This window comes from Flavobacterium sp. K77 (assembly GCF_021608205.1).
Classification (GTDB): Bacteria; Bacteroidota; Bacteroidia; order Flavobacteriales; family Flavobacteriaceae; genus Flavobacterium; species Flavobacterium turcicum.
The window spans coordinates 1,091,057-1,116,233 of the sequence record NZ_JAKIHO010000001.1 but is presented as its reverse complement, the minus strand read 5'-3'; the positions used below and the strand labels follow the sequence as shown (position 1 = coordinate 1,116,233).

At 36.3% G+C, this 25,177-nt stretch carries 23 protein-coding genes and 3 tRNA genes; 14 read left to right on the top strand and 12 right to left on the bottom strand.

Annotation, left to right across the window (positions count from 1 at the left end):
• Positions 1 to 55: 55 nt before the first annotated feature.
• The 5 genes from L1S34_RS04940 to L1S34_RS04920 form a co-directional block, all read right to left on the bottom strand.
• On the bottom strand, positions 56 to 946 hold the full coding sequence (locus tag L1S34_RS04940; RefSeq protein WP_236363059.1) for a DMT family transporter: 891 nt from the start codon (positions 944 to 946) through the stop codon (positions 56 to 58).
• The gene (locus tag L1S34_RS04935) at positions 933 to 2,021 is read right to left on the bottom strand and encodes an LptF/LptG family permease (protein WP_236363058.1); all 1,089 of its coding nucleotides are present in this window, start codon (positions 2,019 to 2,021) and stop codon (positions 933 to 935) included. The genes L1S34_RS04940 and L1S34_RS04935 overlap by 14 nt, the downstream gene beginning before the upstream one ends.
• 76 nt (positions 2,022 to 2,097) lie before the next feature.
• Entirely contained in the window at positions 2,098 to 3,228 is a 1,131-nt protein-coding gene (tgt, locus tag L1S34_RS04930) for a tRNA guanosine(34) transglycosylase Tgt (RefSeq protein ID WP_166137227.1), read from the bottom strand.
• Positions 3,229 to 3,604: 376 nt separating this feature from the next.
• The gene (locus L1S34_RS04925) at positions 3,605 to 4,492 is read right to left on the bottom strand and encodes an alpha/beta hydrolase (protein WP_236363057.1); all 888 of its coding nucleotides are present in this window, start codon (positions 4,490 to 4,492) and stop codon (positions 3,605 to 3,607) included.
• Between the two features lie 148 nt (positions 4,493 to 4,640).
• Positions 4,641 to 5,018: a hypothetical protein gene (locus L1S34_RS04920; protein ID WP_236363056.1), complete on the bottom strand. Its 378-nt coding sequence runs from the start codon at positions 5,016 to 5,018 to the stop codon at positions 4,641 to 4,643.
• Positions 5,019 to 5,337: 319 nt separating this feature from the next.
• On the opposite strand from L1S34_RS04920, the gene L1S34_RS04915 reads away from it, so the two are divergent.
• The 4 genes from L1S34_RS04915 to L1S34_RS04900 all read left to right on the top strand — a co-directional run bounded on the left by L1S34_RS04915 (position 5,338) and on the right by L1S34_RS04900 (position 7,348).
• A complete protein-coding gene (locus L1S34_RS04915) occupies positions 5,338 to 5,907 on the top strand; it encodes a Crp/Fnr family transcriptional regulator (protein WP_236363055.1) in 570 nt (189 codons plus the stop codon).
• Positions 5,908 to 5,971: 64 nt separating this feature from the next.
• On the top strand, positions 5,972 to 6,514 hold the full coding sequence (locus L1S34_RS04910; RefSeq protein ID WP_236363054.1) for a GlcG/HbpS family heme-binding protein: 543 nt from the start codon (positions 5,972 to 5,974) through the stop codon (positions 6,512 to 6,514).
• Positions 6,515 to 6,534: 20 nt separating this feature from the next.
• Complete coding sequence (gene uraH / locus L1S34_RS04905) at positions 6,535 to 6,942, top strand: hydroxyisourate hydrolase (RefSeq protein ID WP_236363053.1); 408 nt, start codon at positions 6,535 to 6,537, stop codon at positions 6,940 to 6,942.
• 121 nt (positions 6,943 to 7,063) lie between these two features.
• A complete protein-coding gene (locus tag L1S34_RS04900; RefSeq protein WP_236363052.1) occupies positions 7,064 to 7,348 on the top strand; it encodes a rhodanese-like domain-containing protein in 285 nt (94 codons plus the stop codon).
• Positions 7,349 to 7,464: 116 nt separating this feature from the next.
• Here L1S34_RS04900 and L1S34_RS04895 read toward each other — a convergent pair whose 3' ends face one another.
• On the bottom strand, positions 7,465 to 8,559 hold the full coding sequence (locus L1S34_RS04895) for an alkene reductase (protein ID WP_236363051.1): 1,095 nt from the start codon (positions 8,557 to 8,559) through the stop codon (positions 7,465 to 7,467).
• A 220-nt stretch (positions 8,560 to 8,779) separates the two neighbouring features.
• Positions 8,780 to 9,355, bottom strand: a complete 576-nt coding sequence (locus L1S34_RS04890) for a Crp/Fnr family transcriptional regulator (RefSeq protein ID WP_236363050.1) — start codon at positions 9,353 to 9,355, stop codon at positions 8,780 to 8,782.
• A gap of 151 nt (positions 9,356 to 9,506) precedes the next feature.
• Here L1S34_RS04890 and L1S34_RS04885 point away from each other — a divergent pair, with 151 nt between their 5' ends.
• A complete protein-coding gene (locus L1S34_RS04885) occupies positions 9,507 to 10,361 on the top strand; it encodes a transketolase (protein WP_166137210.1) in 855 nt (284 codons plus the stop codon).
• Positions 10,362 to 10,464: 103 nt separating this feature from the next.
• Complete coding sequence (locus L1S34_RS04880; RefSeq protein ID WP_236363049.1) at positions 10,465 to 11,418, top strand: transketolase family protein; 954 nt, start codon at positions 10,465 to 10,467, stop codon at positions 11,416 to 11,418.
• Positions 11,419 to 11,488: 70 nt separating this feature from the next.
• On the opposite strand, the gene L1S34_RS04875 is transcribed toward L1S34_RS04880, so the two are convergent.
• Positions 11,489 to 12,481, bottom strand: a complete 993-nt coding sequence (locus L1S34_RS04875; protein WP_236363048.1) for an FKBP-type peptidyl-prolyl cis-trans isomerase — start codon at positions 12,479 to 12,481, stop codon at positions 11,489 to 11,491.
• Positions 12,482 to 12,561: 80 nt separating this feature from the next.
• On the opposite strand from L1S34_RS04875, the gene L1S34_RS04870 reads away from it, so the two are divergent.
• Positions 12,562 to 12,951 carry an RNA-binding S4 domain-containing protein gene (locus L1S34_RS04870; protein ID WP_236363047.1) on the top strand — a complete coding sequence of 130 codons (390 nt, stop codon included), beginning with the start codon at positions 12,562 to 12,564 and terminating at the stop codon, positions 12,949 to 12,951.
• A 69-nt stretch (positions 12,952 to 13,020) separates the two neighbouring features.
• Positions 13,021 to 13,521, top strand: coding sequence for a phosphoribosyltransferase domain-containing protein (locus L1S34_RS04865; RefSeq protein ID WP_236363046.1), 501 nt, complete (start codon positions 13,021 to 13,023; stop codon positions 13,519 to 13,521).
• On the opposite strand, the gene L1S34_RS04860 is transcribed toward L1S34_RS04865, so the two are convergent.
• Positions 13,513 to 14,031 (bottom strand): shikimate kinase, encoded by a 519-nt coding sequence (locus L1S34_RS04860; RefSeq protein ID WP_236363045.1) that lies wholly within the window; start codon positions 14,029 to 14,031, stop codon positions 13,513 to 13,515. The genes L1S34_RS04865 and L1S34_RS04860 overlap by 9 nt on opposite strands.
• 128 nt (positions 14,032 to 14,159) lie before the next feature.
• Here L1S34_RS04860 and L1S34_RS04855 point away from each other — a divergent pair.
• The 3 genes from L1S34_RS04855 to L1S34_RS04845 all read left to right on the top strand — a co-directional run bounded on the left by L1S34_RS04855 (position 14,160) and on the right by L1S34_RS04845 (position 14,469).
• Positions 14,160 to 14,232: transfer RNA gene (locus L1S34_RS04855), tRNA-Lys, on the top strand.
• Positions 14,233 to 14,271: 39 nt separating this feature from the next.
• Positions 14,272 to 14,344, top strand: a tRNA-Lys gene (locus L1S34_RS04850).
• Between the two features lie 42 nt (positions 14,345 to 14,386).
• Positions 14,387 to 14,469, top strand: a tRNA-Leu gene (locus L1S34_RS04845).
• A gap of 602 nt (positions 14,470 to 15,071) precedes the next feature.
• On the opposite strand, the gene L1S34_RS04840 is transcribed toward L1S34_RS04845, so the two are convergent.
• The 3 genes from L1S34_RS04840 to L1S34_RS04830 form a co-directional block, all read right to left on the bottom strand.
• A complete protein-coding gene (locus L1S34_RS04840) occupies positions 15,072 to 16,502 on the bottom strand; it encodes a TolC family protein (protein WP_236363044.1) in 1,431 nt (476 codons plus the stop codon).
• Positions 16,495 to 19,665: an efflux RND transporter permease subunit gene (locus L1S34_RS04835; protein ID WP_236363043.1), complete on the bottom strand. Its 3,171-nt coding sequence runs from the start codon at positions 19,663 to 19,665 to the stop codon at positions 16,495 to 16,497. Before L1S34_RS04835 ends, L1S34_RS04840 begins: the two co-directional genes overlap by 8 nt.
• A gap of 104 nt (positions 19,666 to 19,769) precedes the next feature.
• On the bottom strand, positions 19,770 to 20,852 hold the full coding sequence (locus L1S34_RS04830; protein WP_236363042.1) for an efflux RND transporter periplasmic adaptor subunit: 1,083 nt from the start codon (positions 20,850 to 20,852) through the stop codon (positions 19,770 to 19,772).
• A 935-nt stretch (positions 20,853 to 21,787) separates the two neighbouring features.
• Here L1S34_RS04830 and L1S34_RS04825 point away from each other — a divergent pair.
• The 3 genes from L1S34_RS04825 (at position 21,788) to L1S34_RS04815 (ending at position 25,176) form a co-directional block, all read left to right on the top strand.
• On the top strand, positions 21,788 to 22,294 hold the full coding sequence (locus L1S34_RS04825) for a tetratricopeptide repeat protein (RefSeq protein ID WP_236363041.1): 507 nt from the start codon (positions 21,788 to 21,790) through the stop codon (positions 22,292 to 22,294).
• A gap of 186 nt (positions 22,295 to 22,480) precedes the next feature.
• Entirely contained in the window at positions 22,481 to 22,858 is a 378-nt protein-coding gene (locus L1S34_RS04820; protein ID WP_236363040.1) for a hypothetical protein, read from the top strand.
• A gap of 170 nt (positions 22,859 to 23,028) precedes the next feature.
• The gene (locus tag L1S34_RS04815) at positions 23,029 to 25,176 is read left to right on the top strand and encodes a TonB-dependent receptor family protein (protein ID WP_236363039.1); all 2,148 of its coding nucleotides are present in this window, start codon (positions 23,029 to 23,031) and stop codon (positions 25,174 to 25,176) included.
• The last annotated feature ends 1 nt before the right edge of the window (position 25,177 follow it).

Genomic DNA, 25,177 nt, shown 5'->3' with positions numbered 1-25,177 from the left:
CGAAAAGGTAATTATTGTGTTAATGTATATTTTTTTGAATGATTTGAACGAGTATCTATTCCTTAATTTTTGCTTTTTGATAGTGTTTGATTACCCCATTTAACAGCACGGTAAGCACAATAATGACAGCACCAACATAAAACTCGAAACTCATTTTTTCTTTTCCGCCCAAGATAAAATAGGCCAAGACAATTCCGTACACAGGTTCTAAATTGGTAGTTAGCATAACAGTGTATGGAGTAAGTTTTTGCATTACTTTGACCGACGCTGTAAAAGCATAGGCTGTACAAACTGAAGCCAAAACTAAAATCAAAATCCAATTTTTGGTAGTTAACGTAAAAAAGTCAGGAGTAAAAACGCCTTGGTACAACAAATAGATCGAAATGAAGAAAACTCCAGCTACAAATTCATAAAAAGAAATTACAGCGGGATCGTGCTTGGCAATTAACTTTCCGTTCATTAAAGTAAACAAAACACCTAGCACTATCGAAGCTAATGCAAACAACATTCCGTTAATGTAATTTACCTCAACTTGCATGATCAAAGCCAAACCGGCAATGATAACTAATCCAAAAAATACCTCGTACCATAAAACTTTACGTCCATAAAAAAGCGGTTCTAGTAAGGAGGCAAAAAAGGCTCCCAAAGAAAATACAGAAAGTGTGATGGACACGTTTGAAACTTTTATAGCTTGAAAAAAGAAAATCCAATGCAAGGCTATTAACAAGCCAACAAAAAGTAGTTTGAAGAAAGATCGTAAAGGTACGCGAAACGATTTTTTGGTAGCCACAATAAAAAGTGCCAAAAACAATCCTGCAAAAAACATTCTGAACCAAACCAAAGCATCCGATTGAATGGTAATCAATGCGCCTAAAATGGCCGTAAAACCCCAAATAAAAACAATTAAATGAAGGTTTAAGTAACTTTTTAAATTATCGTTTTGCATTTCGTAATAAGTAAATGGCTAAAATTCCGAAGGCAATATTTGGCAACCAGACGGCTAATAAAGGAGGAATACTCGATTTTTCGGCCAGTACACCAAATATTTTATCAAAAAACACAAAGGCAAATGCTAGTGCAATACCTATTGCTAAATTGGTCCCCATACCGCCTCTACGTTTCATTGACGAAACCGCAACGGCTATAATAGTTAAGATAAAAGCTGAAACAGGAATACTGTATTTTTTGTACAACACCACCAAATACACATTGATATTTGATGATCCTCGTTCTCGTTCTTTGGCAATAAACGCGTTCAATTTACCCAAATTTAAGGTCTCTGCAATATAAACAACAGGAGTTAAATCTTCTAAGTCAAAAGCAAAATTGGCTTTTTTTTCAGGTAACTTCACAATAACATCACTTAATTTGCCTACGGTTCGTTTGGTGTAATCGAATAATGTGTAGGTACTGTCTTTTGGGTTCCAAGTGATTCGAGTAGCAGTTATTTTATGTTGCAACTTATTGTTTTTGAATTTCTCTAAAGTAAAACTATAGGCTGTTTTAGTATCTGTATTAAAGCTGTTTACGTAAATAAACTCATTGTCATTTAATTGGCGATAAACATCAGTATTGTCGCCACGCATGGCTTCTTTACCATTTCCTTTTAAGTAAGTGTACCTAAAATTGTTAAATCCTTCACTTGCTGACGGCACTACATAAAAACCCATCAACAAGACAAAAACCGATACAATAGAAGCACCAATCAAGTACGGACGTAAAAAACGAGTAAATGAAATTCCAGAACTCAAAATAGCAATAATCTCAGTATCATTGGCCAATTTTGACGTAAACCAAATCACCGACAAAAACAAAAAGATAGGAAACAGCGAATTAGCAAAATACACTGTAAAGTTGTAATAATACAGAGCTATTTCTTCAAACGGAACCTTGTTTTCGAGTAACTTATTAATCTTTTCAGATACGTCGACCACGATTCCGATTGGGATAAACAGCAACAACATGACCACAAACGTGGCCAAATATCTTTTCAGGATGTACTTGTCTATTATTGTAAGCATGTTTTTGTTTAAAGTTTAAAGTTTCAGGTTTAAAGTCAGCGCTAGAACGTTAAACTTGAAACCCTAAACATTTTTTTTACAAACGTTGACTCATGTTTTTTACCATCATTTCTTTCCATGGCTTGAAATCGCCTGCTAAAATATGCTTTCTAGCCTCACGAACCAACCACATATAAAAACCAAGATTATGTATTGTAGCAATTTGTTTACCCAAGTATTCATTAGCAGCAAACAAATGACGCAAGTACGCTTTGGTATACTCGGTATCCACGAAAGTGATTCCCATTTCGTCAAGTGGCGAAAAATCAGCTTCCCACTTTTTATTTTTAATATTGATGGTACCGTTGGCTGTAAACAACATTCCGTTTCTCGCGTTACGAGTAGGCATCACACAGTCAAACATATCAACACCTAACGCAATATTTTCTAGAATATTTATTGGCGTACCTACACCCATTAAGTAGCGAGGTTTGTCTTCGGGTAAAATTTCGCAAACCACTTCGGTCATGGCATACATTTCCTCAGCAGGTTCCCCTACTGATAAACCTCCAATTGCATTTCCTTGTTGATTTGAATTGGCAATATACTCCGCAGATTGCATGCGTAAATCTTTGTACGTACTACCTTGAACAATTGGGAAAAAAGTTTGCTCGTACCCGTATTTAAAAGGCAATTTATCCAAATGACTGATACATCTATCCAACCACCTGTGCGTCATTTTCATAGAGCGTTGCGCGTAGCGGTAATCACAAGGATAAGGCGTGCACTCATCAAAAGCCATGATAATATCAGCACCAATGGTACGCTGAATTTCCATTACATTCTCTGGTGTAAAAAAGTGGTACGAACCGTCAATATGCGATTTAAACTTTACACCCTCCTCTTTAATTTTACGATTTGCAGATAATGAATACACTTGATATCCGCCTGAATCGGTCAAAATATTACGGTCCCAATTCATGAATTTGTGCAGTCCGCCAGCTTTTTCAAGAATTTCAGTTTGCGGACGCAAGTATAAGTGATAGGTATTTCCTAAGATAATATCTGGGTTGATATCGTTTTTTAATTCGCGCTGATGCACTCCTTTTACAGAGGCTACAGTACCTACAGGCATAAAAATTGGGGTCTCAATCACCCCATGATCAGTAGTTATACTTCCCGCTCTAGCTTTGGATAGCGGATCTTTTTTTAATAAATCAAATTTCATCTGGTACTTCTATTTTTTCAGTCGCCTAAACATTCCGCAAAGACCTTTTTTAACAAAATCAGCCTGCGTAACGCCTTTCATGCGAACCTATTTCACCCGTTTGTTCGGCTGGCAAAGATAGGTTAAATAGAAATCCACATCAAAAAAAATATTTTAGTCCATTTTCACACTCATTTTATTGGCTACAATATTAACCAGTACCTTATTTCTTTGGGCGCGACCCCATTTCACTAGCGTTACAATTGGGGTCGGGCTATTCGTTGCAATCTTTTTTAATGTACAGCTGTTCGCTGTTCTCTAAAAAAGGATTTCCACTGCTATCCATCGCGCAAAAAAACTGTTTACAGCACAAAACAGCTACAAAACGAGGAATTACTTATTGAGTCACACTATCCATAAAACCAATCATTTCTTCAAATCTAGCGCTCCAAGGTTTAAAATATTGTACTACCATAGGAACATGCTTTTTCTTCAACCGAATGGTTTGCACCTCAGGTTGAAAAACTTTGATAGCTTTCTCAAAACGTTGGGTTCCCTCAATAATAGAGGGATAGGTTTTTGTACCAACATACAATAAAACTGGCGGCGTTTGGGCATTAACATAATAAATTGGCGAAGCTGCTTTCCATTGCTCAGGATCGGAAGTCCACGTGGCTAAATAATCATCCTGATTAGTAGGAGGATATTTTTCGAGATAGTTTTTCATATCGAGTCCAGCCGCATCGTTTAAAATAATTCCAGCAACACTCTTAGGTTGCACACCATATTTAGGATTCATAACCGCCAAGGCACCAAGATGCCCACCTGCAGAATGTCCGGTTACAAAAATTTGGTTCGCATTACCGTTGTATTGACCAATATTCTTTTTAGTCCACTCAATGACAGTTGCAATTTGCTGTGCCATAACATCATAATTTACCGCAGGACTCAAGCTATAATCTGGTATAACGGTTATAATTCCCCTTTTGGCAAAATTGCGACCTAGTAAATTATAAGTTTCCTTACGCCCGCTATTCCAATTTCCACCATGCACAAAAATCAAAACTTTAGCACCTGCTTTATTTACTTTTCGAGGAACAAAAATGTTTAGCTTGGGCGCTGTGCTTGCATTTTCAACCGTAGCTGGTTGGTAAACAATATTAGAAGTCTTTTTAGAGGCACAACTCGTTATCAGAAAAACCGATATTAAAACAGTAGGGATTTTAAACAAACGCATCATGTATTTTTTTTTTACGAATATACTATTTAAAAAAATCGTAGCCATTAGCAAGTCTCTAAAATAGACTCAACAATGCCTGTAGATATAAAGTTATTTTCTCTTTTGGTACATTTTAAATCAAAAAAACGGTCAATATCAAGGATACAAACCGTTTTTAATGAAGCTTATGATTTTCAAATAATAATCCATTACACTAATTAAACTGCGCAGACACGTATTCAATTAAACTTTGATCTGACATTTTATTTGAAGTGCTTTCTGTAGCTACTACATTTTTGTACTGTGGAGTTTCGTTCAAAAAATTTATAAATTGCTCCTGAGCAGTTCCTGTTCCTGTTACGTGCAATTCATCTACGTTTTGCATGTGAGCAGTAATACTTTTAAAAAGTTTTCGCAGCTGATCTCTCTCGGCATTGTTAGCAGCATTTTCACTAGTATTGTGACCTTGTCCGTCAACGGTTTCATGACCTAGTACTAAAAAATCTCCGGAATCTACATTTTCTCTTCCTACAATGGTAGCGTGATGGGTATCCATCCACACTCCAAATTGCTTTTTGCTGTTCTGTGACATGATTGTTTGTTTAAGTTATAATACCTTTTGTGTCAGCATTACTTTGCTGATTATTAGTATTCTTATAAAGGTAGCCTATCTATTTTTAATAAAGTTGTATTTAACAAAGTCTTATACTCTCTAAAAATTGAAGTCCAAATTCTTATTTCACAGAAACAGTTCTAAAAAATTCAATTTTAAAGCGGTAAAGTAGTTAATTAGTTGTCAAATAAAATACCATTTTTTTATAGATACTTCAGTAACACAGCAACAAACAAGACTCTAAAAACGGGAATTGTTTGTATCTTTACTAGCTCATTAAAAAACTACTATTTGTACGATGTACGAATCATTAATACGGTATATCCAAAGCAGAGCTGCAATAGAAAAAGAACAATTGGATCTCATTTGTTCCCATTTTTCTGCTTTAAAAACAAAACGAAATGAAATTTTAGTACGATACGACGAAATTTGCCAACACTACTATTTTGTAAACAAAGGATGCATTCGTCTTTTTACCATCAATAAAGAAGGAATAGAAACCTCTCGCTTTTTTGCTTTTGAAGGAAGTTTCGGAACTGCATTGCCTAGTTTTATTGATCAAAAACCAACTTTTGAGTACTTACAAACCATAGAAAAATCGGATCTACTTGTTATTTCTAGAGCTGATTTTTATCAATTAATAGATACCATTCCTGCTTTTGCAATGATTTATAGAGAAATTCTAGAGCTTGGTTTTATAACTGCTCAAAAACGAATCTATGGCTTTCAAGGGTTTGATGCTTTAGAAAAAGTACAATGGATTATTTCGAATCAACCTCAATTTTTATTACGTGTGTCCAATAAAATGGCTGCCTCCTATTTAGGAATTACGCCATCGACATTAAGCCGCATTAAATCCAAACTTTAAAAAACGTTGACATAGGACAATCTTTATAACGCCACTCATTTTTAATTTTGACAAAAAATTAATTATGAAAACAACCACTTTTTTATATGCACTGTTAATACCAATATTTGCAGCAGCACAAAACAAATCGCCAACTAACCCTGAGAGTAACCAACTGCCATTGCAGCAAGAACAACAGTTCACTAAAACAGTTACACAATTAACACTTAAAGCGGCCGTTGCCATTACTGAAAATGCAAGAACAGCTGCAACGGGTTTACAAAAAAATGTCACTATTGCTATCCTTGACCATTCAGGAGAAATATTGATGATTACTCGAGGCGAAGAGGTTGGCCCACACAATACGGAGGCCGCAAGACGAAAAGCGTACACGGCACTATCAACTAAAACGCCCACATTATTACTTTCTAGAAATGCCCGAAACAATCCCGATACGCAAAATTTGGCAACACTTCCTGAACTATTATTATTGGCAGGCGGCTATCCGCTTTGGCACAACGGGCAAGTCATAGGAAGCATTGGAATTGCCGGCGGAGGAAGTCCAGAAAATGACGATTTTATAGCTAAATCAGGAGCAATACCAAGTGCTCAAATCACCACCTATTAATTCACATAAAAATAAAAAAAATGAAAAATTTACTTTTTAGTTTTCTATTTCTAGTTGCAGCAACAGCAGCTTACGCGCAAAATAACAGCCATCAACTATCTAGTCATATCCTAGATATTTCAACAGGAAATCCCGCAGTAGGTGTTCCAGTGGTATTAGAAAAATACGATGAACCTACAAAAGTTTGGTCGTATGTCACTGAGAAAATTACAGACAAAAACGGACGTATAACCGATTTTTTACCTAACAAAGAAAGCAACAACGGAATCTATAAACTTCGATTTTTAGTTGACGATTATTTTAAAACTAAAAAAACAGCAAGTTTTTATCCTTTTATTGAAGTGGTATTCCAAATCAAAGATGCAAATCATTACCATGTTCCTATCACTCTTTCAAGCTTTGGTTATTCCACGTATCGTGGTAACTAAGTGTAAGAAGCAGGATTAATGTCCTTAGTAGTATTTAGAAATTTCAAACGCTACTTTTCAGTTTGAATAAAGTTTTATTTTTGTACCAATGAATTTTAGATTCGAAACAAGAATAAGCCCAATGGAAATAGCTCAAATTATTAAAGAAAAAATAGGAACCTTAATTAACGTTCGCTCTTATGCAGAATTTACTGGAGGTCATGTTGCAGGATCTTTAAATATCCCGCTTCAAGAAATACTACACAGAATACAGGAAATTCAGGAACTGAAAACGCCTTTAATTTTATTTTGTGCCTCTGGTAATAGAAGCGGTCAAGCACAAGTATTCTTAACTGCGCACGGAATTGAATGTTATAACGGAGCTTCTTGGTTGGATGTCAATTTTTTACAAGCACAAGCTGAATAACTGCTAATAAGATCACTAATTTCTATAAAATTATATTAGGCAAAAAGCCCGCTACTTGCGGGCTTTCTTGTACTTTATTGATGCGTCTCAATCAAATTTTTTAATAATCAAAAGACTTAGTCATTCAAAGCTGGATAATCTGTATATCCTTTAACTGTATCGGTGTAAAATGTATTCGGATCAGGTGTATTCAAAGGCGCATCGGTTTCATAACGTGCTACCAAATCAGGATTGGCAATAAAAGGAACACCATAAGCGACCAAATCAGCATCACCATCTTCCAAAACTTTAATACCTGTTTCCTTATTGAAGCCTTTGTTAATAATCAAAGTTCCTTTGTACAATGGTCTGAAATGTTTGGCTACTTCAGTTACTGCAAAAGGCACTTCAGAAACATCTGTAAAAGGTTCCGTTAAGTGAACATACGCTAATCCGTAATCGTTCAGTTTATTAACAATATATTCGTAGGTCGGAATTGTTTCTTCATCCAACATCATCCCTTGCGCATTATGCAAGGATGGATTCAAACGAACTCCTACTTTTGAATAGTCGATAACTTCTTTCAAAGCATCTAGAATCTCAAAAAGGATTTTTGATTTGTTTTCAATAGATCCGCCGTATTCATCGGTACGATGATTAGAATAACCGTTAAAAAACTGTTGCAACAAATAACCATTAGCAGCATGCAATTCAACGCCATCAAATCCTGCAGCAATTGCATTTTTCGCTCCATTTTTAAAATCTAAAACAGTTTGTTTGATGTCTTCGATTGTCATTTCCTTTGGCACTACGGTATCTTGAAAACCATCTTTGGTGTACGCTTGCGCAAAAGGATTCAATGCTGACGGTGCGTGCGGCAATTCACCATCGTGCAAATCAGGGTGCGACATGCGACCTGTATGCCACAATTGTGCAAAAATAGTCCCGCCATTTTCGTGTACCGCTTTAGTAACCAGCTTCCACCCTTCGGTTTGCGCTTCACTATAAATCCCTGGTACATTAATAAAACCTACTGCTTTTGTGCTTACAAAAGTTCCCTCAGAAACTATTAAACCTGCTGTTGCTCTTTGTGCATAATATTCTGCTGTAAGTGCTGTAGGAACGTTCCCTTCGTTATTTGAACGGCTACGAGTCATAGGCGCCATCACCATTCGATTTTTTAAAACACTGTTTCCTAAAGTGTAAGGCTGAAATAAAATTGATTTACTCATTTGATTTATTTTTTAGATAATTAAAACCGCAACTACATAAATTCAAATTATGCAGTAAAACGGTCAGTGAGAGAAGAAATTAAACTGACACACATTATTTTCTTAACGCAAGTCAGTTTAAATAAAAGTTCTATCTCCATTCTTTATCGTACAAAGGTAAATCAGAACCACAACTTATTTCGTTGACCTAGGACAAGAAACGACATAGATATAAAATTTTTTAGCTGCTAATTTTTCTCCGCACCCTACTAAGTGTAGCCGGAGTGCATCCCAAATAAGAAGCAATCATGTGTTGCGGAACTCTTTGTACAATATTGGGATAACGGTGAAGTAATTGAATGTATTTCTCTTCGACGGATGCAGTCAGCACACTGCTAATGCGCTCTTGATTGGCAACGTAGGCATTTTGCAAAAGCAAACGCTGGTATCTTTCAAATAAAGGCACTTGCTCCATTAAAGCCTCACGAGTGGCTGAAGTTTGCAATAATACCTCTGAATCCTCAAGAGCCTGAATCGTGTAAATAGAAGTGCTTTGCGTTAAAAAACTAGCTAAATCAGTAATCCACCAGCCTTCGACTGCAAACTGCATAGTGTGTTCATTGCCTTTTTCATCGACATAAAAGGATCGAAGTACTCCTTTTTCAACAAAAATATTATACTGGCAAAGTCCGCCAGAAACTTGTAGCATTTCTTTTTTTAACACTCTCTTAGGCACAAAATAAGTTTTACACAACTCACGCTCTGCTTCACTCAAATCTACCTTTTCTTGAATACTTTTAAACAATTGATCAAACATGTTTGCAAGTTACAAAATACTGTAAAAACAGTAGCGTAGCATTTACAACTAATAACAATTCAACCTTGATAACTAATGATAAATCTAAAAATGGAACCTTATATTAATCAAATTATCTGATTATATTTGCGGAGTCTAATTTAACACACAAATGAAACCAAACACACAACAATTAAAGGATTTAACAATCCAAGTTAGAAGAGATATTCTTCGCATGGTACACGCAGTCAACTCAGGACACCCAGGTGGTTCATTAGGTTGTGCTGAATTTCTTGTAGTATTGTACCAAAACATAATGGATCGCAAAGAAGGTTTTGAAATGGACGGAATAGGTGAAGATCTTTTCTTTCTTTCTAATGGTCATATTTCACCTGTATTGTACAGTGTATTGGCACGAAGCGGTTATTTTCCAGTTGCTGAATTAGCTACTTTCCGTTTGATCAATTCTAGATTACAAGGTCACCCAACTACACACGACCATCTTCCGGGTGTTCGTATTGCATCTGGTTCTTTAGGTCAAGGATTATCTGTAGGGATTGGTGCTGCTCAAGCTAAAAAATTGAATGGTGACAATCATATCATCTACACTTTACACGGTGATGGTGAACTACAAGAAGGTCAAAACTGGGAAGCTATCATGTATGCATCTGCTAAAAAAGTAGATAATTTAATTGCAACAATCGATTTAAACGGAAAACAAATTGATGGAACTACTGACGAAGTTTTAGCTATGGGAAGTATCCGTGCTAAATTTGAAGCTTTTGATTGGGATGTTTTAGAAATCGAAAAAGGAAACGATATCGAGGCTATTATTGCCGGTATGAACGATGCTAAATCAAGAACTGGAAAAGGAAAACCAGTTTGCGTATTGTTGCACACAGAAATGGGTAACGGTGTCGATTTTATGATGTACAGTCATGCTTGGCATGGTAAAGCACCTAACAACGATCAATTGGCTACTGCATTGAGTCAAAACGAAACTACCGGAGATAACTCAGATTATTAAGTATTAAAATTATGGAGTGCCAATTTCTGTCCGACGCAATGGCGAAATAGTTCAGAAATTTTAATCTTTCAATTTTTTAATCTTTCAATTTTAAAAAGCGATAATGAAAAAATATACAAATACAGGAAGTAAAGATACACGCTCAGGTTTTGGAGCGGGAATGACTGAACTAGGTCAAAAAAACGAAAATGTGGTGGCGCTTTGTGCCGATTTAATTGGTTCTTTAAAATTTGACGATTTTAAGAAAAACCATCCAGAGCGTTTTTTCCAAATCGGAATCGCAGAGGCCAACATGATAGGTATTGCAGCAGGATTAACCGTAGGAGGAAAAATTCCTTTTACTGGAACTTTTGCTAACTTTTCTACAGGAAGAGTGTACGATCAAATTCGTCAATCAGTTGCGTACTCTGAAAAAAATGTAAAAATTTGCGCCTCACACGCTGGTTTAACTTTAGGAGAAGACGGTGCTACACACCAAATCCTTGAAGATATCGGGTTGATGAAAATGCTACCTGGAATGACGGTAATTAACACTTGTGATTACAACCAAACCAAAGCAGCAACATTAGCACTTGCTGATCATAACGGACCGGCTTACTTGCGTTTTGGTCGTCCGGTTGTGCCTAACTTTATGCCAGCTGACGAACCATTCGTAATTGGTAAGGCAATCACGCTTACAGAAGGATCTGACGTGACGATTGTAGCTACGGGACATTTGGTATGGGAAGCGTTACAAGCTGCTGCAGCACTAGAAGAAAAAGGAATTTCTGCAGAGGTAATCAACATTCACACCATCAAGCCATTAGACGAAGAAGCGATTTTGAATTCTTTGGCAAAAACAAAATGTATTGTAACTGCCGAAGAGCATAATATCTTGGGTGGTCTTGGCGAAAGCATCTCGAGAGTATTAGCCTTAAACAGTCCGGCTCCACAAGAATTTGTTGCGGTAAATGACAGCTTTGGTGAATCAGGAACTCCAGAACAATTAATGGAGAAATACAAACTGAACGATCAAGCCATTATCGAAGCAGTAGAAAGAGTAATGAAAAGAAAATAATCTTTTCGATTTATTCCATAAAAAAAACCAGACTGCCTTAGCAATCTGGTTTTTTTATGCCTTTTAAATTCTAGTTACATTTAACCAAATGCCTTTTTATTCTTGCTGGATTGGTGACATTACCATCACAGCTTGGAATGTCAGCAAAAGGAATTAACTTGCCGTTAACTGTAATTTCAGTTCGTGTACTTACACCATCGCCATCATCATCAGTATCTAGGAAATTTGGAATTCCGTCTTTATCTGTATCATCTGCATATCGAACATTATCTGCTGGAGTAGTAGGATAATTAGTTGTATTAGCATAATTGTACATATAACCATCACCATCTAAGTCTTCTAAATAATTAGGAATACCGTCAAGATCGCTGTCAGTTCTATTAATTTCAAACAATTTGATACTAAAAATTAATGGTGCATAAGCAGGAATAGTATTTTGACCTTGTGAGTAATAACTTAAACCTGAAGGCAAGAACAAAATCCCGGCTCCGAAATCAGAATACGAAATCGTTCCATCAGGGTTTGATAAATAATTTCCTGTTTTAAATTCCGGAAAAGTCAATCCCCAACCCGAAATAGTAGTAGTTAAATTAAAAAAACTTTGAGGAGTGTTTGAAGCTTCAAAAAAAGTAGCCTCCAAGGTTTCTACATCTGCCACTTTTTTTCTAGACAAATATGATCCGCTATACGCAGCTAATACCTCATCAGTATTTGTTGGTCTTTGCCCTACTCCTTCACGCAATACCATGTAGTATACTTCATATTTTATATCGTGAAAGCTTATCTCTTTCATCAATAATTTAGGAAAGGAGGCATTATTTAAATAACTAAAAATGGATCTTTGTGTTCCACCAGAAGGAATTTTACTAATTTTAGTAACTACATCAGGATTCAAATCTTCGATATAATACGTTGTCAAGTATTCCTCAATATCTGCTTTTTCAGTCTTATACTGTGCAGCATACTCTCGTGGTGGTGTCAATGCCGCCGCTTCATCTTTTGAACATGAAAATAAAGAGACTGTTGTAATTAATAAAATAAAATAATACTTAAATTTGTTCATTATAGCTAAATTTTTTAAGTGCGCAAGATACAATATTGATTGATTTTTGTAAACAATTTAACGCTGATTTTAGAAAAATTATGAGAATAGATAAATATTTATGGTGTGTTCGTTATTATAAAACCAGAAACATGGTAACGGAGGCCTGTAAAAAAAACCATATTACAGTTAACGGCCAAGTAGCCAAAGCCTCCAAGGAAGTTTTCCCTACCGATAAAATTACCTTTAGAAAAGATCAAATAACGCAAACCATAACCGTTCTTGATATTCCTGAAAATCGTGTAGGTGCGAAATTAGTCGACATGTACCGCCGCAACGATACCCCTGCCGAAGCTTTTCAGCATTTAGAATTGCTGAAATTATCCAAGGAACATTACCGTAAAAACGGAACTGGTAGACCAACCAAAAAAGACCGTCGTGATATTGATGAATTTGGGAACGAGATAATCACCGATGAAGAAGAGGATTAAACCATAATTTCTCATCAAATAAAAAAATCATTTTTACAACATAATACTGCAAAACAACAACTTTATATAATGAGCAAAAATATCATCTTGAACAATCAAGAAATAGAACATAAAATAAAACGAATTGCCTATCAAATCTACGAAACCTTTGTTGATGAGCAAGAAATTGTGATTGCTGGCATTGCAAGCAACGGTTTTACATTTGCTAAAAAAATTGCAGCAGTTCTAGAAACTATTTCGCCACTTACGGTTACGCTTTGCGAGGTACAAATTAACAAACAACATCCGCAGTCGCCTATTGAGACCTCGATAACGCAAGAACAATACGCTAATAAAGGACTAGTTTTAGTAGATGATGTTCTCAATTCAGGCACTACACTGATATATGCTGTAAAACACTTTATTGATGTACCACTGAAAAAATTCAAAACAGCGGTATTGGTAGATCGAAATCACAAAAAGTACCCTGTAAAAGCCGATTTCAAAGGTATCTCCCTTTCTACCTCACTTTTTGAGCATGTACAAGTTGTGTTTGACGAAAACGGAGACAGCTACGCGTACTTAAGCTAACAAGGCAATAATTTCGGCAACCGTTTGTTCGATAGATTTCTCATCAACCACAATTTTATACTGTGCTTGATTATAGTAAAAACTTCTATCGAACAAATGTTTTGCTATAAATTCCCTCATTTCTTCTTCGTTTTTACTCGCTATAAGTGGTCGTTTGCTTTTATTTTGATTCAATCTTTGAAATAAAGTCTCAATCGAAGCTTTCAAATAGATCGAAAAAACGTTTTCTCCATTAAAAAATTCATGATTATTGGCATAACAAGGCGTTCCTCCGCCCAAACCGATGATCATTTCCTCGGTTGATTGCATCAAATTGGCAAAAACTTCGTGTTCTATTTTACGAAAATAGATTTCTCCGTGCTTTTCAAAAATAGCATTTACAGATAAATTGAGCTTTTTTTCGATCATTTCATCTAAATCTACAAAAGGGACTTGAATACTTTTTGACAATTTTTTAGCAATAGTAGACTTCCCGCAGCCCATATAGCCTAATAATATGATTTTTTTCATCTTAATAAAACCTTACAAATTAAGGTGTTGTGTTTTTTTTGTTTAAAAAAGACAAATTTATAATAAAAATGCTTGCAATAATCCGAAATTAGTTCTTATATTTGCACCCGCATTCAAGGAAAGAATATGACTCGATAGCTCAGTCGGTAGAGCACATCACTTTTAATGATGGGGTCCTGGGTTCGAGCCCCAGTCGGGTCACAAATTTAGTGATCAACACATAATTTTCTTGAAAGCAATGACTCGATAGCTCAGTCGGTAGAGCACATCACTTTTAATGATGGGGTCCTGGGTTCGAGCCCCAGTCGGGTCACAAAAGGTTGTTCGCCATCGCGAATGACCTTTATTTTTTTTAGGCCACGTGGAGAAACGGTAGACTTGCCATCTTGAGGGGGTGGTGCTCGTAAGGGCGTGTGGGTTCAAATCCCACCGTGGTCACTTTAAAATCATATTTTAGGGGCTTTACAAAGGTTTTAGTCAACATTTAGTCAACTAAGTTGAAAAGTGTAGATTAAAACCTTTTTTTATTACCTACGTTCAAAATCCTCAGACCACTTAAATATGCTGTTATTTTGAAACATAACGAAATGAAATCTTTTACAAACAAAAGATTCTGCTCAAATAAAAATACTTTTTTTACTTTTTTATCACTCTAAGTTTAAAAATTTAAATAGTTGATAAAAATAAATTATCAAATTAAAACAATGAAACGAAAGATTTAAAAAATAAAATCATATCGTAATCCGTTTTATCTTTTAAGAATATAATTCTGTTATTTCAAAATACAGATTTTAATAAATAATAGGCTCAAAGAACTTTTTTAGTGCAGTCTACTTACTTCTCAAATTTATTTATCTGAATTATAAAATAATGATCATAAACCAATAATTTGATCTGTTTTTAAAAACTTAGCTTGATATTAAATACAAAGTCAGTCTCACAAAAAAACTATATTTACAATTATATAACCTACTAAATTATTACCACTTTAAATAAAAAAAACCAGTTTCAATGAAACTGGCTCTCCTACTGCTTTAATCTTATTTCCACCCGCCGCCTAAATCACGGTATACGTGAACTACGGCATTAAGTTGGGCTTTTTTAGTTTCGATTAATTCGAGTTTTGACTCTAATGCGTCACGTTGTGTCATCAACACCTCAAAATAATCTACTCTGGCTGACTTGAATAAATCGCCAGCTACATCAATAGAGCGGTTTAACGCAGCTACTTGTTGGGATTTTAAACCATAGCTTTTTTCTAAGTTATTGATTTTAGACAACTGACTAGAAACTTCTAAATACGCATTCAAAATGGTACGTTCATAATTATACAACGCTTGTATTTGTCTCGCATTAGCAGAGCTATACTCGGCTTTGAGCGCATTTCTATTGATCAAAGGCGCGACTACATCTCCCACCAAAGAATAGAGTAAAGACTCTGGCATTTTAAATAAATAATTTGGTTTAAAAGCGTTAAAACCTACCGTAGCTGTAATATCTAAGGACGGATAAAACTCAGCGCGAGCCGTTTTTACATCCAGTTTAGCAGCTTCTAATTCTAATTCAGCTTGTTTAATATCCGGACGATTGGCAAGCAATTGAGCAGGAACACCAGCTTGAACTATGGCTGGCAAACCAGCATCAAAAACAACACTATCTCGTTTAATTTCCTGCGGATATTGTCCGAGTAAAAAGTTGATGGTATTTTCTGTTTCCTTGATTTTTTGAAGCAATTCAAATTCCATACTTCTAGAGGCCATGACTTCGGCTTGGAATTTCTGTACTGCTAATTCCGTACTTCTAGCGGCTTGTTTTTGAAATTTTACAATTTCTAGCGCATCAGATTGTAAAGCGATGGTTTGTTTTACAATTGCCAATTGATTATCTAAAGCCACTAATTCATAATAGGAATCAGCAACTTCAGCAATAAGACCAGTGATTACAAAATTCTTCCCTTCAACGGTAGCCAAATAGCGACTTACCGCTGCTTTTTTTGAATTGCGTAACTTTTTCCAGATGTCGACTTCCCAGTGTGCGTAGGCAGCAATTTTCAAATCACCTAGTGGATCTGGCATTTCTTTTCCGGGACTAATTTCGGTAGAAGCATCGCCAGCACCTTGACTGGTATAGCGACCTACTTTTTCGATTCCAGCACCAGCTCCTACACCTACTTGTGGCAATAAGGCTCCTTTGCGAACGCGAATGTCATTTTTGGCAATTTCAATTTCTTGCAATGTGATCAGTAACTCCTGATTGTTTTTCAGGGCCGTATCAATCAAATTGATCAAATTAGGATCTTTGAAATACGTTCGCCAAGGCGTAACGGCAATAGTATTCGTATCTGTACTTTTTTCAAATGATTCGGGAACCACTTTGCTTGCTGCTAATGGAGCTAGCTTAGGCGTACAACTTACCACCGCTAAGCATATGCCTAGCGGGATAAGATATTTATAAGGCTTACTTTTAAGCATGATTGTTATCAATTTCTTCGGTTAATGGATTTTCGTTTTCATTTTTAACTAATTTGTATTTTTCTGCAATGCGACCAAAAACGTAGTACAATCCGGGAATAACAAATACTCCACAAATGGTACCCAAAAGCATTCCTCCAGCAGCAGCGGTACCAATGGTTTGGTTACCAATTTTGCCCGGACCACTTGCAAAAACCAACGGAAGTAAACCCGCAATAAAGGCAAACGAAGTCATCAAGATAGGACGAAACCTTGCTTTTGCACCTTCCATTGCTGCTTCCAGCACTGTTTTACCAGCTGCGTGCCTTTGAATAGCAAACTCGACAATCAAAACGGCATTTTTACCCAGTAAACCAATAAGCATAACCATGGCTACTTGTGCATAAATATTGTTTTCTAAGCCTGTAAATTTCAGCAATAAGAAAGCTCCAAAAATACCTGCAGGTAAAGATAAAATCACCGATAAGGGTAAAATAAAACTTTCATACTGTGCTGCTAAAACCAAATAAACAAAGCCCAAACAAATTAGAAAAACCCAAATGGCCTGATTGCCCTGAGCCACCTCATCTGCAGAAATACCGGCCCAATCAATTCCAAAACCACGAGGTAATTTTGCTTGTGCCACTTCTTGCACTGCTTTGATCGCAGCACCACTACTGTACCCTGGAGCTGCTGCTCCACTAATTTCAGAGGAGTTGTACATATTGTGTCTTGTAATTTCCGACAGTCCGTACACTTTCTCTAATTTCATGAAAGCAGAGTAAGGAACCATTTCGTCCTTATTGTTTTTGACGTATAATTTTAAAATATCTTCGGGCAAAGCGCGGTATTCTGGAGCTGCTTGTACGATTACCTTATAATTAAAACCGTATTTGATAAAACTGATTTCATAATTACTACCAACCAAGGTCGAAAGAGTATTCATCGCATTCTCAATCGAAACTCCTTTTTGTTGGGCTAAATCATTATCCACTTTCATCATAAATTGTGGGAAACTGGCACTGTAAAAACTAAAAACGGAAGCTAACTCAGGTCGTTTGTTCAATTCCTTCACAAAATCAGCATTGACTGTTTCCATCTTTTTATAATCTCCAGAACCCGCTTTGTCAAGCAAACGAAGCTCAAAACCTCCTGCTGCTCCATAACCTGGCACCGCTGGTGGTTGAAAAAATTCGATATTAGCTCCGGGAATGTCTTTCGTTTTTTCCTCTAGTTCAAGCATAATTTCTTGTACAGAATGTTTACGCTCGCTCCAATCTTTCAAGTTGATCAAACAAGTTCCAGCATTGGCACCAGTACCTTCAGTCAAAATTTCATATCCTGCCAAAGCAGATACCGATTGCACACCATCTACCGTTTCGGCAATTTTTTGAAGCTTTTCAGCAACATTGTCTGTTCTTTCGAGAGAAGAACCCGGTGGCGTTTGAATAATTGCATAGAACATTCCTTGATCCTCATTAGGAATAAATCCAGAAGGAACCGTACTACTTACCAACCAAGTACCCACACAAAAGCCTACAAGTGCTACAAAGGTCACTACTCTTCTACTAACAATAGTTTTTAAAACTCTTTGATACTTGTCCGCAGTAGTATTAAATCTTGAATTAAAAGCATCTAAAAATCTGTTTACAGGAGTTCGTTTCTTAGCTTTTCCGTGATTATTTTTCAACATAATCGCACAAAGTGCCGGCGTAAGCGTTAAGGCTACGATACCAGAAAGTATAATAGCTGTTGCCATTGTTATGGAAAATTGGCGGTAAAAAATACCTACCGGTCCAGACATGAATGCCACAGGAATAAACACAGCTGCCATCAAGAAGGTAATCGCGATAATAGCTCCTGCAATTTCATGCATGGCTTTTTTAGTGGCTTTTAAGGGCGAAAGATGCTCTTCCTCCATCTTGGCATGCACCGCCTCGATGACTACAATGGCATCATCGACGACGACTCCAATGGCTAGTACTAAGGCGAAAAGCGTAATTAAGTTTAAAGTAATACCAAATAACTGCATGAACATAAATGTTCCTACTAACGAAACTGGTACGGCTATGGCTGGAATAATGGTTGATCGCCAATCGCCAAGAAAGATAAATACGACTAGACCTACTAAGATAAAAGCTTCGACTAAAGTGTGAACAACTTTCTCGATAGAAGCATCTAAGAATTTAGAAACGTCATAACTGATTTCATATTCCATTCCTTTCGGGAAAGAGTTTTTCTTAATTTCAGCTAACTTTAATTTGACATCCTTAATTACTTGACTCGCATTACTTCCGTAGGACTGCTTCAATACAATAGCTGCAGACGGTTTACCATTCAAATTAGAATAGATATCGTACATGGAACTACCAAATTCAACATTGGCAACATCCTTTAATCGTAAAATTTCGCCATCAGGATTCGATCTCAAAATAACATTTCCATATTGCTCTTTGGTCGTAAATCGTCCTGAATACTTAAGTACATATTCAAAAGCTTGAGATCTTTTACCAGAACTTTCCCCTGTTTTTCCTGGTGAAGCTTCGAGACTCTGACTCGCTAGGGCCTCCATAACTTCATCTGTAGAAATTTTATAGGCTAACATTCTGTCAGGTTTCAACCAAATACGCATCGCATATTCACGATTCCCCAATACATCAGCAAATCCTACTCCATTTACCCTTTTCAATTCTGATAAAATATTGATTTCAGCAAAGTTGTATAAGAATTTTTGATCCGTATTTTTATCTGTACTGTATAAGTTCACATACATTAACATACTGGATTCTTCACGGGTAATCTTGACTCCTTCACGAACTACTAATGGTGGCAATTTGTTTACTACCGAAGCTACTCTGTTTTGTACATTGATCGCTGCTTGATTAGGATCTGTACCCAAATTAAATACAACTTGAATACTCGCTTCTCCGTCATTTCCAGCATCTGAAGTCATGTATTTCATTCCGGGAACACCATTCAAGGCTTTCTCTAAAGGAATAATTACCGATTTAATCATCAACTCTCCATTAGAGCCCGGAAAAGCTGCCGTAACATTCACCCTTGGCGGGGAAATAGAAGGGAATTGAGTCACTGGCAAATTCAGTAATGCCAATACTCCTAAAAAGACAATTATGAGCGATATCACTATCGACAGCACAGGTCTTTGAATAAATTTATTAAACATAATATGAGGTGTTTTTTAGGATAGAACCCAACTGAAATTGGATTCATCCCATGCATTTTAGTAAAAAAAGTTTTTTATCGCAGTATGCAATCTAGTAGAATACTTTATTCGGCTTTTAAGCGCAAATGAGTAATGACTTCTTTAGGCGAAACATAATTGTACTTAATTTTTTCGTCGTCCTTCACTTTTTGAACTCCTTCTAGTACAATTTTGTCATTCTCAGTAATACCGCTGGCAATTACAAACAAATCTGGAATTTCGCCTGTAACCTTAATCTCTTTAGACTCTAAAACATTGTTTTTATTGACTACAAAAACATATTTTTTATCTTGAATTTCGTAAGTAGCTTTTTGAGGAATTACAATTGCATTTCGCAGAGGAACCAACATTTGCACTGATCCTGTTTCGCCGTGTTTTAGCAACTTTTTTGTATTAGGAAATCGAGCACGAAAGGCAATATTTCCAGTCTCATTATTAAATTCACTTTCAATTACCTCAACATTTCCTTTGGATTGGTAAACCGTATTGTTCGCCAATAGCAAGCTCACATTTGTATTTGCACGGTCTTTGATATTGGTTTGATAATCTAAATATTCAGGCTCTGAAACATTGAAATAGGCAAACATTTGACTGTTATCTGAAAGACTAGTCAATAATTCTCCTTCTTCAATAAGACTTCCTAATTTTTTTGGAATTCGGTCAATAGTTCCGTCAAATGGAGCTCTAATTTCAGTAAACGATAAATGCAGTTGAGCCAAGGCCACTTCAGCTCTTGCTTGCTCTAATTTAGCGAGTGCTAAAGCTTGTTCATTTTTAGAGACAATATTTTTGTCTGCCAGCATTTTTGCATTTTGCAGTTCAATTTCAGCTCCTTTTGCTTCTGCCTTTGCTCGAAGTAGCTCCGCTTGGTACATTCCTGGCATAATTTTAAACAAGAGCTGGCCTTTTTTTACAAACTGACCTTCGTCAACATATATATTTTGCAGAAAACCTTTTTCTTGAGCACGAATTTCAATGTTTTGAATCGAGCGAATTTGGGAGACATATTGCTTGGTAAACGAAGTATCAATTTTTATCGGATTGGTAACCGTGAAAATTGCAGCTTCTTCTTTTTCTTCTTTTTTTGTGGTACAGCTTGTAAAGCATAAAACGGCGATTAAGCCTGTAAATACAAGAAATTTATTCATGATGTAAAATGGTAATTAAGCGATTAAATACTTGGAATTGACAATTCCTAGGGACGTGAGAAGTCAACTGCTTACACAAAATTTGAACAAAAAAACATACCTGAAAAAAGTCAAAACTTGTTCAGATTAGTCTTTCATCAAAAACGTAGAAACAGATTTTAGTATTAATCAAATACGCAATACCTGCAGAATAATGTATATGGGTTTGGATGGGCCGTAAAATGGCGCGAAGATTGTATTTTTTTTATCGCAGTGACATAATTCAGTGGCACAAGAATAACGATGATACCACGTTTGAGGTAGAAAATCATTAACGTACGAAACCCTACTACTTGGATTTTTGAAATTTTCACTACTTGAGAGTTCTTCTTCTAAATCAAACTCAGCAGTTGTCAGCGACAGCGTATGAGAAATAGATTGAAAAAGATGAGCCTGTTTACTGCTGGATTCAAGAGATTGCATTGCACTGTTATTTTCATGCGAAAAAGCATGAACAACATTTCCAAAACTTAGCATTTGGAAAAACAGATACAGAAAAAATAATCTTACTCTCATTTAGAGGTCAAAAGTAAACAAAGTACCAAGAGAAAAAAACAATTTAAATATTGTTTAACACGTAATGGCGCACTACATCGTTTTCTCTTGTACAAACCTAAAAGTTTTCGATCGGCTTTATGTTTATTTGCTGTTCATTGTGTTTTTTTAAAAACGCCACAATTCGACCTTCTCAAAAATCAATTCTAGGTAATCCATTCAAAAACAGTGGTAAATCTTGAAATTGGCTAAAAAACAAAATCTTTGTTTTTTTTATGATGTAAACCTGGCAATAAAGAAGAGCTAATTTCGTTGTATATTTCTACAAAAAGTGATACTTTTATTTTTAGAAAAAAAACAAAAAACGCAATAAAAAAACCTTCCCTATTTAACAAAAAAACATGAAAAAAATATTTTTACTTGCCATTTTATTAAGTTCCTACGTAGGCTGGAGCCAAGATCCTGCTGCTTATGCCTTGTTTGACAAAGCCATCAAAAAAGCAGAAGCAGGAAATTCAAAAGGAGCCATTGACGATTATACAAAAGCCATCAAAATTGATCCTTTGTTTGCCTCGGCTTATCTCAACAGAGCACTTTTAAAACAAAAATTAGGAGACATAAATGGAGCTTTGAGCGATGTGAACATAACTATAAAAATAGAACCACAACGTGCAGATGCCTTTACCACTCGTGCTGATATAAGCTATAAAGCAAAAGACTATAAAACTACTATTCAAGATTGTACCACTGCAATAAACATGAATGCGAAAGATTTTATTGCATACAACTTGCGCGGTTTGGCAAACTACCATTCTAAAAACAATAAAAACGCTTGTGCTGATTTTACCAAAGCTATTCAGCTTGGTAGTCAGAGCGCAGTGAAAAACAAAAAAACCTTTTGTAAATAAACTTTCAAACGCGTCCTTTTAAAAATGACTTGCTTAATGGTAAGTCATTTTTTTTATTAAAAAATAAAAGGAAAGTATCTTTTTTAACTGATTCAATTTTCTATTATTCTCGCTGTTAAAATTTAACAATTGACTTTTTTTTTATTTTAAAGGAACAAGTACTTTTGCACCATCAAAATACACACTTTGAAAAAGTTCAGTATCTACATACTTTCTTTTATTTTACTACTACCTACTTTTGGCAGCTCATTTACGTATTTGAACTTTAAACTCCAACAAGAAGAAATTGCCAAAACCATTTGTGTGCAACGTAAAATGGTTTTTAATAGTTGTAACGGCCGATGCGAACTGCAAAAAAGTCTAAAACGATACACCGACAACGAAAAAAGCATGCAAAACACCCTCAAAGAAAAAGTTGATGTAGTGTACGTGCAAGAACTACTTACTGCCTCATATGAGTTGGTACAACCAATCATCATTTCAACAAAAACCGAAACTGTTGTAAACCGCAAACCGGTTTCATTTTCGGCTTACACCTTCCGTCCTCCCGCTTATTTCATTTAAAAAGATCAACCTAATTTAGAACGAAAGGCAAATTATGTTGCCTATTTCGTTTTACAATATTGCGTACGTATCAACCGCGTCTTGATCTTTCGTGCTTTGTTTGCTGCTCTTTAATCTTGCAAACAATTCAAACTTTCACTGAAATAAGATTTTTACACCTTTCAAAAAAAATGAAAAAATTGATTTTTGTAATGCTTTTGGCGTTACAATATAACTATGCACAAAAAAATGTTGCAACAGATAGTAGCGCCGTAGAAAACCTAAACGAAGTAGTAATTACCGCCAACCGTGGCAAGGCAAAACGAAGTGAGGTGCCAGTGGCAATTTCTAAACTATCTACAAAACTCATACAAGAAACTAAAGCGACTTCTGCTTTCGAAATTGTGAATAAAACGCCTGGGGTAATGATGACAAATCTAGGCAACGAGCAACACGGAATGTCCATCAGGCAACCTATGGGTTTGAGTCCGTATTATTTGTATCTCGAAGACGGTTTGCCCATTCGACCACTCGGCGTTTTCAACCACAATGCGTTGCTTGAAATAAATCCGTTTAATTTACAAAATTTAGAAGTGATCAAAGGACCCGCTTCATCACTTTACGGTCCAGAAGCTGTGGGCGGAACCATAAATTTTATTACCGTAAAACCAAGCCGCGATCCCGAGTTTAAAGTAGGGATTCAATCAGATCAATACGGCTACCGCAACCTGCAAGCCTTTGGTAGCGCTACCGTAGGTAAATTTTCGTTTGCCATTGCAGGCGCAAGCACTGACCAAACTAACAGTTGGCTCACTTTTTCTGATTACAACAAAAACAATTTGAACGCTAAATTCCAATACAATTTTAGCAACAGTCTCCGCTTGATTAGCAGTACTTTTTATGGGCAGTATTATTCGGACATGACGGGAAGCGTGAATGAGCAAGATTTTAATAATCGTTCGTACAAAAGTACAACCGATTTTACCTACCGAAAATCAGAGGCCTTACGCAGCCGTTTAACACTTGAGAAAGAGTGGTCTGAAAACAGTCAAACCGTTGTAACAGTTTACCACCGAGACAATAAATTAGGACAAAACCCAAGCTACGGCATTCGATGGAATCCTACGCCATCAGCAACCAACGATCCTACAAAAGCAACTGGCGAAATCAATTCGAACAATTTTAAAAGTTACGGTGTAGTGGCACAGCACACGCAAGGATTTTCGTTTTTAAACTCTAAACTAATTGCCGGTACTACTTACGATAGGTCCCCAAACGATTATTTTTCGCACCAAATTAAACTACAAGCCAACCGAAATCCTGATGGAAAGACAGTAAACAATTATCAAATTTTAGAAGTCCGACCAGACTTACGCATTTCAAATTACAATGCCACCATTTATAACAATTCAGGCTATGTGCAATACAACTTTCAACCGCTTTCAAAAGTAACAGTAACCACAGGGGCGCGCTACGACTACATAAAAATTGATTACATCAATAACATCAATGCTACTTCGGGAGCCAAAACCTACGATCAGCTTACCTTTAAAGCAGGTGTCAATTACAATCCGCTAACTAATGTTGGGTTTTATGCTAATTATTCTCAAGGATTCTCTCCACCTTCGGTGACCACTTTATTCCGTCCAAAACCTGGAGTTACACCCGTACAATTTTACACTGATCTCGATGCGGCAAATTTTTCAAACTATGAAATTGGAGGTTATAGCACTTTGCTAAAGAACAAATTGACATTAGATTTTGCCTTGTATGTACTTGATGGTCGCAATGAATTATTGAGCATTCGTCAACCTGACAATTCAACCGATACCCAATCAGCTGGAAAAACAAGCCACAGAGGAATTGAACTTGGGTTACAATACAATCCGTCCTCACAGCTTGCATTTCGCCTTGGCGGAACCTACGCGCGCCACGAATTTATCGACTTTACCGTTTCCAGACGAAGCACCGATGCAGTTCAAAAACTCGACGGCTTTGAAATGCCTAGCGCACCACGATGGATTGCTAATTCTGAGCTTAATTACTACCCAAAATGGTTCCCAAACTTCCGTGCAGCACTAGAATGCCAGTACGTATCAAGCTGGTTTCAAAACCAAATCAACACTGTTTCCTACGCGGGTTACACCCTTTTTAATGCTCGATTAGGCTACCGCTACAAACAAGTTGAATTTTTTACCAATATCATGAACCTGACCGATAAATTGTATGCTACCAATGTTTCTCGGGGCAATGCCACAATTGATCAGGCTACGTATACCGCCGCCGCACCTCGAATTTTCATGATGGGATTGCAGTACAACTTATCATTAAAAAAATAAT